The sequence below is a fragment of the Brevibacillus fortis genome, assembly GCF_003013395.1.
Lineage (GTDB): Bacteria > Bacillota > Bacilli > Brevibacillales > Brevibacillaceae > Brevibacillus > Brevibacillus fortis.
In genome coordinates this window covers 183,310-200,915 of the sequence record NZ_PXZM01000036.1, presented here as the reverse complement: position 1 = coordinate 200,915, position 17,606 = coordinate 183,310, and the positions used below count along the sequence as shown (strand labels likewise).

Below are 17,606 nucleotides of genomic sequence, written 5' to 3'. Positions count from 1 at the left end.
GATAGAAACCGTGGCGAATCAGACTCGCCACGGTTTCTATTACGCATCGCACATATACACGGGTTTCGAGTAGAGGCGCAGGGTTTCTCTCCATTTTTTAACCAATCTCTCCCACTGTTCTAACTCGATTTGTTCCTGCTTCAATAGGCTAATCGGAATGCACAAGTTTAGTAGACGCCCGTCTATTTCAAAACGGGTCACACCCGCAGGCAAAACATGCCCTTCCGATACAATACGCTCCAAGTCCGCCAGACTGATTAGCGGGAAACGTATCAAAGCGGTTCCTACTTCCGGCCATTCAATCATTCCTGTAGGCAGGCGTTGTACGGTGTGGCTATAGTTGTAACTGTCGACTAGCTGACGCCAAAGCGTCATTCGCCACTCATCATCCTGCCGGTTTTCATTTGGATACAGATAGAAACGTTCCTTGTTCCCTATCTTCATTTCTGCCACAGGCGTTTCTCGTAAACGCTCTGTTTCCCACCGAAACTCCGAATTCTGCTCCACTGATTGCAACCACGCAGCGACAGGTACAATATGATCCCACATGTCTAAGTGAAAATCCGCATGATCGACAACTTGAATGGGGATGTGCTTGCATCCGAGCGCTTGAAGAGCAAACGTCCGATGTGCACCATCAATGATCAAATACTGATCGTTTTGCATAAGAATCGCTAGCGGAGGATGTCGTAATATCCCTTCCTCATCAATGATCTGTCTGGTCTTATGAAGTCGTTTGTTTTCATGGGACTCGTGCAAACAAATACGAGATGACTCTACCAGTTTTAGATTTGCCAGCACATCGTACAAAATGGTAACCTCCAGTTAGTCTTGCAAGTGAGTCCCGCTCCCCTGCGAGAGTGCTTGTTTGTAGTAATAAGCAGCAATGGCGATATCAAAGATTGCCATCCCCATCGGATTGAACATGATGGGCTCATCTTGCGGAAATTCTTTCATCTGATCCAGGCAGACGATATCTGTAATCGATTTGGTATCTTCTTTTTGCAATCCTCTCTCTAGATGCATGATCTCGATGTCCGTGTTCTCGCGGCAGACCTCGGTCCAGTCGTCTACGATAATGGAGCGGGTATAGTCCAAAATCTTTGGAGTAAAATCACGTAACGACACATTTAACAATAAGGAATTGCGTTTCGGCTGCTTATCAATAAAACCATGTGGTGATACCGTGCACGTAATGAACACATCTGCCTCGCAGTATGCTTCTTCCCACGTTTGCGCGATAACCGTTTTCTCTTTTATTTCAGCCGGAATATGCTCCTGCTGGATACCCGCAATGTCATAGAGAACCACCTTGTCGATCTTCTCTCCTAACAAGGCCGTTACCATTTGCAGATGAAGTCTGCCAATCGGACCAAACCCGATAATTCCGACCGTTACATTTTGCAGGGGACGTACTTGTTCGTAATGCTTGAGGAGAAGACCGGAAACAGAAGCAGTTCGAATGCCGCTGACCAGGGCCGTATTAATCGTTGCCACAGGCTTACCCGTTCTGGCTTCGTTCAGGATGGTAATCGAATGCGCGCGTTGGATACCCTCTTGGAGGTTTTTCGGGAAACTGGCAATCCACTTGATTCCCGCCATGTAGATATCTCCACCGACAAATGCAGGCATGGCAATAATGCGGTTTGACATGTCATGATATCGCAAGTAAGGTTTAATCGGCTGTGCATAATCTTCTTTATGTAAGGAATGCACAGCATGTTCAATGACATCAATCGTTTCCTTCCAATTCTTGCCGATCTTCTCAATATCACTCGTGTTTAGATATAACATCATGCAGCCCACCCTGCTTATCGTAGTTAATTTTATTGGTCACCACTTAATTGCCAACGAAAGAATGCTTTTGCTGGCTCAGCCACTTCACCCATTCCTGGTTGTATACGGTATTTACGTATGGCATACCACCGTCAGGACATAAAAAGACTACATTTGGCTTTCCTACGCACTCTCGATTTTTGAAGTAGCTTTCAATAGCCCTGTAGGAAGTACCCGAAGAACCTCCCGCAAAAATACCATGCTCCGCATACAACTGATAGCAAGCCTTGACTGTGTCTTCTTCCGACACATGAACGACCTCATCAATGATCGCATCTTTGAGTATGTCAGGCCGCATGCTCGATCCGATTCCCGGGATATATCGTTTTTGCGGCTCTTGTCCAAAAATAACCGATCCTTCTGTATCGACAGCAATAATTTTGATAGCCGGAAACCGCTCTTTTAATCGCTTCGAAATTCCCGTAATCGTACCGCCAGAACTAACGCCGATAAAAGCATAGTCCAAATCTTCGAAGCTGTTGGCAATCTCTGCTCCTAGTCCGAAGTAATGGGCACGAGCGCTATCTGGATTTCCATATTGATTGGTCCAAAACGAATTCTTCGTCTCGTTCAGTAGACGATTGACCGTTTGGATGCGCGTTAGGAGAAAGCCTCCTGTCTCGTCGCGGTCCGATACTTTTACTACTTCATGGGAAATTACCCTGAGCAAATTCTCATATACAGGATTAATGTTTGGGTCAATAACTGGAATAAATTTAATGCCGATTCTCTTGCACAAAGTCGCCAAAGAGATCGCAAAGTTTCCCGAAGAAGACTCAATTACGGTGGTTTCCTGCGTGATCTCTCCTCTTTTGATCGCCTCCTGTAAAATGTAAAAGGCCGGCCGCACTTTTACACTTCCCATGAGGTTGTTGTACTCCAGCTTGCAAAACAGATTGACGTGCTCATGCTCAAGTTTGATTAAAGGCGTATTGCCAATCATGTGACTTATGGACATCATTTTATTTAGCATGTTGAGCCCTCACTCCCGATTTTTCCCGTCTTCGTCTGATCGACCGTATGCATCCTGGACCTTCGATCAGGCAGATTTTGCATCCATTTTTTGCTGGATGTATCCTGCCAACGTTTTCATATCTTGAAAGTTTTCCAAATGGAGCATGTCATCATCGAATTCAATGCCAAATTCTCTTTCAACCTTTACGACCGACTTGATAAAGGTCAAGGAATCAATGTACTCCGTAAGTTCTCCGCTTTCGTTCACGTACTCAGAAAACAACCGAAGGAGCGTCTCATATACTTCGTTTTCCTTTTCCATAGGAGTCCCTCCAAGTGGTAGATGCTTGCTTACACAACAACGCCAACCCGTTCCAGTAATTCTCTTGTTTTGACGACCGCCTCAAATTCCTGCGTTTTTATGCTGCTGATTTTTTGCAGAACGCGATGAACCATGTCACTGCGATTACTGTCAAAAGCCTTAAGAATCATATTGGTCGTAATTTTCCATTGATGTCCGATACTGTGATACGCCTCGGCAAGGTCTGCAAAATTTTCGTACTTCTCACTGATCGCATGCAGGACATTGGCATACATCGCTCGTGTTTGTGCCATGCTGATCAAGCTGTGGTTAAGGATATCGAGATGATCGTCTGTAATCTCCACTCCGCTAGCGAGAAAAGCCTCTACGTCTTTGAGAAAAGGATCAAGGGATTTCAGCCCTACCTCGACGTTGACATCGTCGGGTACATCCAAGTCCTGCTTGATTTGACTTATTTCCAAACGACCCTCGAGTACGCTCAGATTGCTCCTGACCGCTTCCAGCAACTGATCGGGCGTCGGGTGAAGGGACTCTGAAAGGACCAATTCAAATGATCGATTGTGGAGCGGATACCATTCACCTGTACCTGCATCCCGATAGGAAGAGTTACTGGCCTGTAAAAATTGCTCGATTGGCAGCAGACCTTTGTAGCGATAGTAATCATCGACGATCAGAAGCTGGTTACCTTCTCTTCCTGTGACAATGATGCTATGCATTTCAGGCAGGTCCTGATAATAAGGGTTGTACGGGAGTTCTGCCATATTGCAGAGGACGATTGTCGGTACCTCCCGCTCTAATCGTTCTTGAATATGTGCCAAAAACAGGTCGTCTTCTGGTTCAGCCCGTCCTTCTACGCGAACATTGTGAATCCAGTGCAGTTCTGCAACTGTTCTCATGTATTGTCCGTTCAAATCTCCATAGGGAGCATTCTCCGTCTTTAGATAGATGGCACCGCACTGCTTCCATGCTGTTTCCAAGGCGGAAAAGTTCAGGTATTTCAGAACCGTGTAGATAGAAGCGCCGATGCAATCCAGGTTCGGATGCTTGCTAGGTTGAATCTCGTTGAGAGACATGAGGACTCTCCTTCCTATCTATCGTATTGGTAAACACATGCGACTATCGGATATCCGAATCACGTTCTCTCAAGGCAAATACTTGTTGCAGAAATTGACTAGTGAGAGACCTTAACTTATCGACAGCCGCTTCCATGTCGGATCGCTTCAACATTTTTTCTTTGTATAAGCTAAGTGCATAGCGATTCACCACGTTATTCGATGTCTGCACAATGTCCTCCGCCAGCTCGCGTACAGACTGATCCGCCTGTGGAATGTACCCGTCCAATAACGTTTCCATCCACAGTTCTTTCCCGCCTAATTGAACGTATAGCTCGTTTAGATTGGCTTGATCAAAATAGGTGTCTGGCTGCTCGGTAAGTGACAGCAATAGCGTAAGCTCACGACCTACTTCCTGTTTACTCTCGATCGCTTTTAATAAACGCAGCAGCTCCTGCTCCGCGCTGTAACGTAAGCTTGCTTCGTCATCTGTAACGCGATCGAGCACCATGATCAGCCGAGAATGCGGCTCTATATTTGCATAGATCTCCTCAAGTGTTTGATACGTTGTGGAAAATTTATCGTACTGGATTCGTTGAGCTTGACCTCGCGTCAAATGGTTGTGATTGATGATCGTATATACCTGCTTGTCATGGTCATAGCCAGTGATGACGGTGAGATGATCGGTATGTTCCTTCTGGTATTGCGGCGTGTAAAAGGTATAGTACTCGTCAAACGCGACCATTACTGGCTTACCTTGATCCAATTGCCGAATGATCGACTCATGTAATTCATCTAGACGAGCGACAGGCACGAGATTGACCCGATAGCCAAATTTGTAAAGCATCTCCTCATCCGACAAATATCCCATAACCTCAGCATGCTCCCGATACGAATAGGGGTACCCCTCTGTATCAAGCTGATAGCCGCGCTTCAACCCGAGAAAAAGCTTAAAATACGGAATCAGATGGGCATCCTGCTCCTCCATTAATAAAGCGAGACCCCGATCATAACAATTCCATTGACGCCAGGATAAATGACTGACATCGGCATACGTGCTGCGTTTAATTTGCGTGCCATGCGCTGGTTTCGTGTTTCGTTGGTGAACAATTTGGGCAGCAGTAGCAGTAACTGCTGCCTCTGCTATCGCAACCTGCTCTACTTCATGCCGAGCCGAATCCAGAAAGGCAGCAAACTCGGAAATGGTCAAATGGGTAAGCAGGTCTTTTACTTCTACTTCTCGGTTCACCCGCTTAGAGATCTCGCTGATCACTCTAATCGCGATGATCGAGTCCCCACCCAGTTCGTAAAAACTGTCATAGACATCTATTTCTTCAAGCCCCAGAACATATCCCCAAATGTGAGCAAGCTCTTGCTCTAAAACGGTGTAGGTATCGTGTTTTCTCCCACGTACCACCACGTTTGGCAGCTTCGCGTCCGCAGATTTTTGCGGTGCATCATTGTCTTTTTCTCTTCTGGCATCCTCGCCACGCGAATGAAGCGAAGCGATATCCAGCCAGCAGCGCTTGCGCTCAAACGGATAAACAGGGAGGTGAACGCGGCGTGGCTTTTTAAATGTATATAAGGAACTCCAGCGCACGTCAGCCCCGCTTACATACAATTCTCCAAGCTCTTTTAGATCAGATAACTCTTTGTTTTGCGCCAACAAAAGTTTTTGCAAAAGAGCACTGGTCGCCTTATTCATCGCTTGCTGTTCTGCCTCTGTCAGTATCCCTGGCTCTCTATCTGCCTTTTCGTGGGAGATAACCTTGTGCCAGCCAAAGAAAATATCTGGTTCAGAAAGTGTTGTCCAATCGCTCGCGCACAACTTGTTGATTTTAGCGGAGAAATCATCCATGTCCCTACAAATAAGGAGCAAGCGGTAGCCGTAGTGACTACGCCCGGTATTCGCCGTAAAACTGAGACTTTCCAATGTCGGCAGTTCCTCCACAGGCTTGCGGGTCCAATTCTGAAAGCGGAGCAACAGGTTGGACAAGCTCTCCTTGCTTTTAGCGGATAAAGCGATAGCCTGAAACCCTTCGTCTTGCTTGGGAGGCTGTATGAATCCCGGTGCCTCCTCGACTACGAGGTGCACATTGGTTCCACTCATCCCAAAGGAGCTGATTCCAGCCCGTCGCACGCTTTGCTCTGGTTCCCATTCTGTCAATTTGTCATGGATGTAAATGGGAGATTGTTCAAAAGGAATCATCCGATTAGCGCGCTGAAAGTGTAAGTGTGGTGGTATCTGCTTTTGTTTAAGAGACAGGATCACCTTGAAAAGACCAGCCATGCCCGCTACGTGATCCGTGTGACCGATGTTCGTCTTTACAGAGCCGATCCCACAAAATTGGCGCCGATTTGTGTATGGGCGAAAGGCTCTCTCCAGTCCGTCCATCTCCATAGGATCACCAAGCTTTGTACCTATGCTGTGCACCTCAATGTAGGAAAGGGTTTCGGGGTCAATCTGCGCGTCTTTCCACGCCTGCTGAATAACTTCGGCTTGTGCCAACGAATTCGGGGCCGTAAGCCCGAAAGAATGACCGTCTTGATTGGCGGCACTTCCCTTGATCACGGCATAAATCGAATCCCCGTCTGCAAGCGCCTTTGTCAACGGTTTGAGCAAAACGGCGCCAACCCCTTCACCGACACCCGTACCGTCTGAATCATTGTCAAAAGGGCGCGTACGCCCAGATTGTGATAAAATCCCCAAATCATTGCTTCCATCTTGTAAAGACAGCAAGATGAGCTTGACACCGCCTGCCAGCGCCATCTCACACTCTCCTCGACGAATCGCTTGGCATGCCAGATGAACAGCCATCAGTGACGAGGAGCAGGAAGTATCCACAAGCATGCTCGGACCTTTGAGATCAAGCATGTAGGAGATGCGAGAAGCGATCACCGATTTCATATTGCCAATGATTGAGGTGGACAATGCCTCTGGTTCCAGCTCCCGAATCATTCGTCTATACTCTTCACCAAAATCGCTACTAAACCCCAGATATACACCAGTACGACTGCCTGCGAGCATTGTCCCACCATATCCGGCGTCCTCAATCGCCTCCCAGCATGTCAGCAGGAATAGGCGCTGATTCGGATCCATCTGGCTGGCTTCCTTAGGAGAAAGACCGAAGAATTGCGGGTCGAACTTATCAATTTCATTCAGGTAAGCAGCTTCTCGAAATTGGATTTGCTCCATCGTCAACCCTTTGGCGAGTAACAATGGAATCAAATCGTTCTGGCGCTCTTTGGGAAGCTCTCGCACACAATCTTGACCTGCTTGCAATAGACGCCAAAAATCTGCCGGGTTTTCTGCGCTTCCGAATCGGCAAGCAGCACCAATCACCGCAATATCGTGTTGATTGGGTTTGCTTTCTATTGAATGAGCATCCGTCTGCTGTTTATTCAATTTGACTCGGTTCAGTCCTAATGGCTTGCTCACTGCGTTCTTCCTCCTTGGGTCCTTGGGTCCTTGGGTCCTCTGCTCACCTGAATCGACTTAGCTAGCTTGCCATTCGTTGCCGATCTCAGGAAATCGCTGTTGCAAGTCCGATTTGCTGGTAAGCTGTTCAAAGCGCATGGCTTGTTCCGTGTCAGGAGCCTTTTTGGTTTGCAAGATCAAACGAAGCAAAGAAAAAGCTTCCTGTACATCCCCATAGCCACCCTCTTTTTCTCCTTCTTCCAGCTGTTGTCTCAGTCGTTGAAGAGCTTGGTAGGGAGCGATCACCCCTTGCTGGTAATTTTCTTCATCGAGACCGCGGTTTTTGGTGCAAACAGCAACCGCAATGCAAGAATCGACAAGTTGGGCAATTGCTGTATGATTACGCGCCTTGGCATCCCGAAGCTCTTGATGATAACGATTGATCTCCCCCTGCTTGTCAAAGGCAAAGGCACGAAGGGGATATCCTTTGGCCAAATTGGTCAGCACACTTTTCGGACCGAGCTCAATTACGGTGTTTACTCCTTGTTTTACCAAATAATCCATCGTAGATTGCCAACGCACAGGGCTGGTTGTCTGCGCCGTGAGCAAATCGACAAGTTGATCAGCATGGACATAAGGTTCTGCTGTCACATTGGAAATCACTGGCCATTTGGGATCGCAGTACGTATATCGCTTCAGTTCCTCATTTAAACGTTCTGCGGCTTGCACCATTAGTGGCGAATGGAAAGGCGCGCTCACTTTGAGACTAACAACGGAAGTCGAGCCATGCTGCTTGCACGCTTCTTCTACTTGCCGCACCGCATGTGCATGACCGGAGATGACGATCTGATCAGCGGAGTTATGGTTAGCGACCACAACGATCGCATCGCCTCGAGAATGTTCCCGACAAAGCTCCTCGACAAGTTGATCATTCAAACCGAAAATTGCTGACATGGCTCCAACACCCTGCGGCGTGGCCGCCTGCATGAACTGACCTCGCCGATAGACAAGGCGAACGGCATCTGCAAACTGGATGGCACCGGCACAAGTCAGGGCTGTAAATTCGCCCAGACTGTGACCGGCCACCCACGCCGGTTCAATGCCGATTTCCTGAGAATAAACGCGGAAGGCTGCGACGCTTGCCGTCAAGATTGCTGGCTGTGCGTGCTCTGTTTTGGTCAGTTCTTGTACATCCCCTGCAAAACAAAGTGTTTGCAGGTTAAATCCAAGCGCATCACTTGCTTCTTCAAAGGTGCGAGCGGCAACGGGATGGGCCTCACATAATGATTGGCCCATTCCGACATATTGCGAACCTTGTCCCGGGAATAAGAGTGCGAGTTTGTCCATTTTTGATCACCCTTCTCTATGTCATATATTCATTCACTAGCATCTTGAGCAATTGCTGGTAATCCTGAGTCATCTCAGTAACTTTTTCTGCTCGGAGGCAATCAGGGTCGAATGCACACACGATATCAATCACGTCTATTCCTTCCTTTATCCAGAACGTAAGCTCATGTTCATGGTGTGTGAACGATGCATCTGTAAACTCAGTGACTCTGCCGAAGAATGGAATAATGGTTCCGTCGTTGCGATCCGTCCGCAATTTTTGTAGCCACAACGAGGCCTCCCCAGTCATTTTCTCGATGAACTGTCGTTTCTGCTGTACCTGCTTGAATAGATCGAAGAAGGTGTTGACCTCTGACATGTTCACCCGGAATGGATAAGCATTCGTCTGCATCTCCTTGGCGACAGCCACTTCCATATAAAGATCCTGTTGTCCAGTCAACTCAGCCATGAGGTATAAATACATCGAAAGCAAAACGTCTCTTACCTCAACAGCTTCCATTTGACTGACCTGCTGCACGTTTTCAAACAGATCATCCGTAAGTGAAAATTGGATCCAGTTTGTGTCCGCATTCACTTCTTTACTAGCCCAATACTGAGATGGCAACTCTATCAGCGAGACACGATCCAGCTCCTTCAACCAATAGGTGGTCGAATCGGTTTCCTCTTGTTCATCTGCTAGCTCTAAAGCGGTATTCCGCAAAAAGTTGGTTAGGCTGGACAGCGTAGGATGGGCAAATAAATCGGCAATTCGAACCCGTCCAGGATACAGCTGTTCAAGCTTGGCATGAACTTGCACCAGTAATAGCGAAGTACCGCCTATGTGGAAGAAGTTATCCTGCATACCGACCATTTCACGCTTAAGCACTTCCCGCCAGATGTCAGCCACCTGTTCTTCCAGTCTCGTAGCCGGGGCTTGATATTCGGTGGGGTTGTCATTGAGCGCATCAGGCTCTGGCAATGATTTGCGATCCAGTTTTCCGTTAGGTGTCAGCGGCCACATACTCATATGCGTATAGAAATGTGGAATCATGTAATCGGGTAAGCTTTTGCTCAGCATAGCTCGCAATTCTTCGCTGTCCAACGTTCGCGTTCCCATATAGTACGCAGCCAGGTAAGGATTGCTGGCGGTATCTCGCACACTGACCACCGCTTCTGTAATTTCCGGATGCTGACAAAGAGCGCTTTCGATCTCCCCCAATTCAATCCGATAACCACGTACTTTGCACTGAAAGTCGGATCGTCCCACGTATTCGATACGCCCATCCGGCAGCCATCTCGCGAGATCACCTGTTTTGTACATACGTTGACCAGGAATAAACGGATGAGGGATATAGCGCTCAGCCGTCAGTGCTGGCTGTCCGAAGTAGCCTCTCGTTACCCCATCCCCTGCAATGTAAAGATCGCCAGTGATCTTCATCGGCTGCAGTTGCAGATGCTCATCGAGGATGTACACTTGTGTATTGGGCAACGGTGCGCCAATCGTTATCGCCTCTGCGTCGGTCAAGTCCTGCACCGTAGACCAAATCGTTGTTTCAGTCGGACCGTACAGATTGTAAAGTCTCGCCTTGGTCTGTGTGCGAATCCGTTGGAACAAAGACGCTGAAAGGGCTTCTCCTCCAATCAGGATTGCTTTCAGGCAGTCAAGTGCGTGCAAGTTGCTCTTCTCTTCCAGCATGAGCTGTAGACGGGATGGCGTCAGTTGAAGGAAATTGATTTCTTCTTGCAAAATCAACTCCTTGAGCACCTGCGGGTCAGCTTGCTGCTGTTCGGTTGCAATGACCACTGTCATCCCTTTCGTCAGCGGAACAATCGTTTCGAGCAGAAAAATATCAAATGAAATCGTCGTCACAGCCAGCATTTTGTCTGCGCTGGCAAAATCGATGTGTTTCCCGATCCCCGCGCAAAAGCTCATCAAATTGCCGTGTTCAACCATAACGCCTTTAGGCTTGCCTGTAGAACCCGATGTGTAAATGACATAGGCGAGATCCCCAGGTGCAGCCTGTGCCGGAAGATTGGAGTCGTCTTGCATCACAATCTGAGAATCGTTTACGTCCACTCTGACGACACTTCCCCACTGCTTCTCGGCCAGAGAATCGTGGGTTAAGACGAGGCGAGTTATACTATTTTCCAAAACATAAGAGATACGCTCTTCTGGATATTGCGGATCAATCGGAACAAACGCAGCGCCTGCTTTCAAGATCGCCAGCAATCCAACCATCATTTCCACAGATCGATTTGTCAAAAGGCCCACGCAAGTATCAGCAGTGACGCCGTGTTGCTTGATTAAACGGGCTACTTGGTTTGATCGCTTATTTATTTCCGCGTAGGTGACTTTCTCGTCTCCGCATGTCACAGCTAACGCGTTCGGCTGTATTGCGGCTACTTCTTCAAAAAGCTGGACGACTGTTTTTTCACGAGAGTATTCCAAACTCGTGTCATTCCATTGCTCCATCAGCAGCAAGCGTTCTTCTGCTGCCAACATGGACATCTTGCCGATCAACTGTTTAGGATCTTCCACCATCTGCTCCAGAATTTTCTGGAAGTGTGTGGACATCGACGCGATCGTCTCTTTGCTGAACAGCTTGTTGCTGTATTCGATATCGACAATCAGGCGCTGTTCTCGCTCAATGATGTCAAAGGTCAGATCAAACTGGGTAGAGCGTTGTTCAAATGGATAAGGAGAGAGCGTCAGCCCATTTGCACTCATGCTTCCCTTCGCGTCGCCGGTGTTTTGCAAAATAAACATCACATCAAATAGTGGGTTGCGCGCCGTATCTTTTGGCAGAGTCAGACGATCCACCAGCATTTCGAACGGATAGTCGGCATGCGAGAGCGCAGCCAGTGCCCGTTCTTTTACTTCCTGAAGGAAGTCTGCCACGGTTCGATCGCTTCGCGGGAAGTTTCTCATCGCCAGCGTATTCAGAAAGACGCCAACGATGTTTTCCAAGTCTGCATGATGACGGCCAGCCACCGGCGATCCAATGATAATGTCTTCTTCGCCAGCGTATTTCGACAACATAATGGTGAGCGCTCCCAGTAGCGTCATGTACAAGGTTGCCCCGTTGTTTTTTGCCTGTGCCAGTATCTTCTCTGTCATCTCTTGGGGAATCTCAAAGGTCAGGACATCTCCCTCAAAGCTCTGAACGGACGGTCGAGGGTGATCCGTAGGCAGATTAAGCACAGGAAGTTCTCCACCCAGCTCTTTTAGCCAGAATTTCTCCTGAGCCGCCAATACCCCATTGCCGAGCTGCTCTGTTTGCCACACGCTGTAGTCTTTATATTGAATCCGCAGCTCGGGCAACTCGAGTCCCTGATACAATTGGAAGAACTCGCGGATCAAAATGTTGATGGACACACCATCGGAAATAATGTGATGCATGTCGAACAGCAATAAATGCTTGTTTTCATCCATGCGAATCAGCATACCGCGAACTAGTGGCGCTTTTGACAAGTCGAATGCTCGGATGAATTGCTCGACTGCTCTCTTGGCCTCGTTCTCGTCAATTTCACAATACGCCAACGTAAAATCTACGTTCGGGTGAACGGTTTGCATCAACTCTCCATCCACGATGGAAAATGAAGTGCGCAGCGACTCATGACGCTGTACCAGCGTGACAAATGCCTGTTCGAAAGCCTCTCTGTCCAGCTCTCCTTCGAGCAGCATGACGGTAGGGATGTTGTAGGCAACTGCCCCTTCCTGCATTTGTTCCAGTACATAGATTCTCTGCTGAGACGAAGTGGCAGGATAAGCTTCCCGATGCTCGGCTACAGGAATCGCTGACACAGCTGTTTCTTCATTCGGAGCCATCAACACAGCCAATTGACGGATCGTTGGTGTCTGAAACAGGTCGGTGATCGTGATCTCTTTTTGCAGCTGCTTGGAGACACGGGAAACGATACCGATTGCCATAAGCGAATCGCCACCCAGTCTGAAAAAGTCGTCGTCGATGCTTAATTCGGTGTAACCCAGCACATCGGACCAAATCTGCCCTAAGGCTTGCTCCAACGAAGTGTAGCGATCGCCTTCCTCCCTGCCAGACAAAGCAACACGGTTTTGCATGGTGACAACAGAGGGTGCTTCCGGTTCTTTACGGGTCTGTCCGCTTGCAAAGATCGACTCACCGAGCTTTACTTTCAAAGACGGTGCCCATTCTTTCAGCACTTGCAAATCAAATTGTCCAATGATCAGATGCTCAGTGTGGCAAGACAATGATGCATGAAAGGCTTGAATCGCCCCATCCATCGGCATGTATCCGATAAAACCAGGACCGGTTATGCCTTCAAACGCGTACCAGTTCAGAGCAATCGTCGGTTTTCCTGTTCGGTTGCGAGCTGCACTATAGGCATCCAAGAAGCAGTTGGACGAGACATAGTCACTTCCAGTCGCTCCACCCCAAATCGAAGCGAGTGATGAGAAGATCACAAAGAAATCCAGATGCTCCGGTTCAGCTATCTGATCGAGTATGACTGTGCCAGCCATCTTCGCTTTCAAGCCATTTTGAAAATTAGAAAACGTCTTCGTCTGAATCGTCTCGAAGGTGATATGCGCCGCGGATTGGATAATGCCGTTGATCGGTCCGTAACGGGCGCGGACTTGCTCTGAAATATCCTCCATCTGCTGACGGTCGGACACATCAGCTGCATAGCAGACTACCTGTGCTCCCATTTCCTCTAGCTCAAGCAGGTCTCTCAGCTTTCGTGCCTCGGTAGCACTGCAGTCTGGATGCTGTAAACGCGCTTGCCACTCGTGGTTAGGTGGTAGTGGAGAACGATTTATCAGCACGAGGGTCACATTGTTCTGAGCGGCCAGATGCTTACTGAATGCCAATCCGAGTTTTCCTGTACCTCCGGCGATCAAATAAACGCCATTTTCACGTATCTCTACGGGCCGTTTCGGAATCTTATCGATATCGCAGCGATTCATCTCTGGCACAATGCGATTTCCTCTATAGGCAACCAATGTGTCATCCCGATTGGAGCGAACTTCCGCTAGAAGCTGATCAGCCAACTGCGATGCAGACAGCCCCTCTGTCGCGAGATCCAGACTAAAGCATTGCAGTTTGGGATTTTCCTGCGAGATAACCTTGGCAAGACCAAACAAGGGAGCTTTTTCAGGAAAAACAGGTCCGTTATCATCTACTGCTTGTGCATAGTTCGAAACAATCCGTAAATCAAGCACCTGCTTCAGATCGAGCTCAAGCAACGCTTGTGTCAAATGAAACAGACTGTAGACTCCCAGATGTTGCGCTGACTCAATAGCATCAAGCTGCCCTAGACCCATTTGCTGCTGGGCGCCCGCAGTCAGGCTCCATAAGTGAATAATGCCAGTCAGCTTATCCTTTTTGTCTCCTAGTCTCTCGAACACACGCCGCAGATCTGCCGGCTCACTCGGATCTAGAATGAACTCGTGGGAGGAGAGGGAAGTAAATGCCTCGCCGCTGCGAAGTTTGAACACTTCATGTCCGTCTGCAGACATCGCGTCAGCAAGGGTTTCTCCCACACCGCCTTCATCTTGAAACACCAACCATACCCCTGGACGCTGCGTCTGATGATTGGTTGTCAATTCTTTTGTTTGCCAATTGATCTGGTAGATCCACTCTCGATATTCTTGTGGCGCATACGCTGAATGTCCGATCAATAACGCTAAATCAGGCAGCGCTGTTGACGATGGATAAATGGCAACCGATTGATAGTTCGTATCCCGAAGCGCCTTTTCCCAGCGTGAGGGATCCATCAGTCTGGATTGCTGCCGCAGCTCGGAGTCCTCATGCTGCCACCAGTCAGCAGCAAGCCCCCCGATCACATTTGCTGTTGAACGATCTTTCGTAAGCTCGATCGCAAACAGCAATCCTTGCTCTGCAAGCAACCGATGCAAGATCGATAATGTCGCCCGAACATCCTTCGTCCTGTGAATAGCGTTATTGGCGATAATCACATCGTATGTGTGTAAATCGAATCCTTGTTCGGCTGGATCCTGTTCCATGTTGAACAGGCGGCACTCCACAAACGGATACACTTCTTTGAACTCTTTTTCTGCCTCTGCAAGAGACGATTGGGCACGATCCGTAAACAGATAGGTGACCTCTTGCTTCTCAATTTTTGGCAGCATGAGGCGAGTAAGACTTCTGGAACCGCCTCCGATCTCCAAAACTCGAACGGGACGACTAAACGAATTGACGTACTGGGCAATGGTTTCCACTGCCATAAGTCCAGACGGGCTTCCAAACGTAGTACGATCCGCATATGTCTTGAAAAAGTCCGAAGTGTCATCCAACAAAAGTACAGGCGTAGAAATCATCTGACCTGCCATGATTTTTGAATAATAGGCAAAACACGCTTTCAATTGGATGAACGTATCGCGTTCATTCGGATAGCGATCAAGACAATCCAGATAAAACGTTTCCGCATCAAGACCCTCTGCTTGAGCAGCAAGTCCATATGTTCCTGCAACTTGTTCAACAAGGGCCGTTTGCACGACGAGCCCTAGCATGAGTTGGAAGAGATGTTCATTCCTTCCATCACACGTTACAGCTTCGCGCAATTCTTCCACCGTGTACGTTTGACTCTGCTTGTGGAAAACGCCCAGTTGCTTGAAGCATTCAAGCGATGACAAGCCAGAATAAAAAGTTTCATCCTCTTCCAGACCTGTTTGCTTTTGGACATTCATCTGATTCAGTAAATTTTCCCCAAAAGTAAAGAAGGTGGTAGCAATTTTATGAACATCAGCAGATTCGTTCTCATGTGCCGCCTCAGATGCTACAGCAGCGGACCGCTCAACTGTGTCGTTTGCAGGCTGATCCGATTGCACCCAGTGACGGGTCTTGGCAAAGGAATAGGTTGGCAAAGGTACCTTTTTCCATTTGACAGGACGGTAGTATTCAAGCCAATTGATCGGCACCCCTCGCACATACTGTTTTGCCATTTCTACTGGGTCAGTGCTGTCTATTTGCATGCTGATCGGCAATGAACTTTCACCACGGGAATTCAGTACCCCGTAGAACACCTGGTTCCCCTCAACGAGTGGAGCACCATCCGCCGTCCGTTCTCCCTCGCACAGGAGATGGATCTTCTGCAAAAAGTCCTCTTTACTGTTGATAACGAAGGCAAGACGATACTGATAGTGACCACGTCCCATATTGGCAGTCGCGCACATATCAAAAAGGGATTGCTCAGCAGGCCCTGACAAAAATGCTTTGTACTTCGCAAGCAAGTCCCATAGCGACTCATTTGTCTTGGCAGATAACGTAAATAGATAATCACCAGATTGTTCTGGAACCTTTGTCTCCTCGCGCTTAGGAGACTCTTCCAATATGACGTGGGCGTTTGTCCCGCTCAGGCCGAATGCACTAACGCCGGCTCTTCTTACAGGTTGGTCCGCCTCTACATCCCAAGCCTTTAGCACATCATTTATATAAACAGGCGAATCGATAAAAGGAATTAAGGTATTCGGCCGTTTCACATGCAGAGTCGGCGGAATCTGGCGATGCTTCATCATCAGAACCGTCTTAATGATACCAGCCACACCTGATGCTGCTATCGTGTGTCCGATATTGCTTTTGACCGAACCTATTGCGCAAAATTGCTTGCGTTTTGAAACTTTCTGGAACGCATGCATGATCCCCTCAATCTCAACAGGGTCGCCTAGTCTTGTCCCCGTCCCATGTGCCTCAATATAGGAGATGCTCTCCGGATTGATTCGCGCACGCTCCCAGGTTGTTCGCAACAGAGCAGACTGGGAAATCGCATTGGGCGCTGTAATACTGGTAGAACGGCCATCACAATTGACCGCGGTGCTTTTAATTACTGCATGGATATAATCGTTGTCCTTGACTGCTTGATCGTATGACTTCAAAAGAACTGCGCCAAGACCTTCTCCCCATACGGTTCCATCAGCAAAGTCATCAAATGCTTTGGTTTTGCGCTCTACAGAGACGATGCCAAAGTCAGTATCTTGTTGGATCGGAAACAGTGAAAGGTTAACTCCACCTACGAGAGCCATTCGACAATCGTTATTTCCAATCGCCTGACATGCTTGATGCAGAGCGACCAAGGAGGAAGAGCAAGATGTATTAATCAGTTGACTCGGACCTGACAGATTCAGCAAATAGGAAATTCGTGAAGCGATAATTGCTGCAACGTTGCCAGCCAGCGAAGACGAATCAATGTTTTTCAACACACGCTGGTATTGTGATTCATTGTCACAATATCCGAGAAATACGCCTGTAGGAGAACCGTTGATCATCTTCTCGCTATACCCGGCATGTTCAAATGTTTCCCATGCCAACTCGAGAAACATCCGCTGATAAGGATCCATGGTTCGAGCCTCTGCAGGTGATATCTCGAAAAACGCATGATCAAATAAATCCACGTGATCGAGATAACCCATCCGCTCATAATTGAATTCAGTGTCATTAAAAAATTCTCTCGCTACCCGCTCGACATCTGGACGTCTAGCAGCAGGGATATCACCGATTGAATCGTGCCCCTGTTTTAGATTGTTCCAGTATTCTTCGAGGCTGCTGGCTCCGGGAAAACGACAAGCCATACCGATGATCGCGATATCTTGGCGTGCATTTACGTTAGTAGATGACAGTTCTTTCAGCAAAGGAAGTGCTTCTTTCTCTTGCAGTCGATGAGCTGCCACTTGCTCCAAGATGTATTTTTTTAGCAAACTCAT

Annotated in this window: 8 protein-coding genes; all 8 read right to left on the bottom strand. The window is 48.1% G+C overall.

The genetic code is table 11. The annotated features are described in order from the left end of the window. Positions 1-39 precede the first annotated feature (39 nt). Positions 40-801 (bottom strand): ParB N-terminal domain-containing protein, encoded by a 762-nt coding sequence (locus C7R93_RS21500; RefSeq protein ID WP_244191627.1) that lies wholly within the window; start codon positions 799-801, stop codon positions 40-42. Between the two features lie 24 nt (positions 802-825). Beyond that, positions 826-1,794, bottom strand: coding sequence for a 2,3-diaminopropionate biosynthesis protein SbnB (gene sbnB / locus C7R93_RS21495; RefSeq protein WP_106840732.1), 969 nt, complete (start codon positions 1,792-1,794; stop codon positions 826-828). Positions 1,795-1,840: 46 nt separating this feature from the next. Then, positions 1,841-2,809 carry a 2,3-diaminopropionate biosynthesis protein SbnA gene (sbnA, locus tag C7R93_RS21490; RefSeq protein WP_106840731.1) on the bottom strand — a complete coding sequence of 323 codons (969 nt, stop codon included), beginning with the start codon at positions 2,807-2,809 and terminating at the stop codon, positions 1,841-1,843. Positions 2,810-2,875: 66 nt separating this feature from the next. Beyond that, entirely contained in the window at positions 2,876-3,112 is a 237-nt protein-coding gene (locus C7R93_RS21485) for a phosphopantetheine-binding protein (protein WP_106840730.1), read from the bottom strand. A 29-nt stretch (positions 3,113-3,141) separates the two neighbouring features. Continuing rightward, on the bottom strand, positions 3,142-4,185 hold the full coding sequence (locus C7R93_RS21480; protein WP_106840729.1) for a BtrH N-terminal domain-containing protein: 1,044 nt from the start codon (positions 4,183-4,185) through the stop codon (positions 3,142-3,144). A 43-nt stretch (positions 4,186-4,228) separates the two neighbouring features. Then, positions 4,229-7,603 (bottom strand): beta-ketoacyl synthase N-terminal-like domain-containing protein, encoded by a 3,375-nt coding sequence (locus tag C7R93_RS21475; RefSeq protein WP_106840728.1) that lies wholly within the window; start codon positions 7,601-7,603, stop codon positions 4,229-4,231. Positions 7,604-7,660: 57 nt separating this feature from the next. Continuing rightward, a complete protein-coding gene (fabD, locus tag C7R93_RS21470) occupies positions 7,661-8,929 on the bottom strand; it encodes an ACP S-malonyltransferase (RefSeq protein ID WP_106840727.1) in 1,269 nt (422 codons plus the stop codon). A 16-nt stretch (positions 8,930-8,945) separates the two neighbouring features. After that, positions 8,946-17,606 carry an edeine biosynthesis hybrid PKS-NRPS EdeI gene (gene edeI, locus C7R93_RS21465; RefSeq protein WP_106840726.1) on the bottom strand — a complete coding sequence of 2,887 codons (8,661 nt, stop codon included), beginning with the start codon at positions 17,604-17,606 and terminating at the stop codon, positions 8,946-8,948.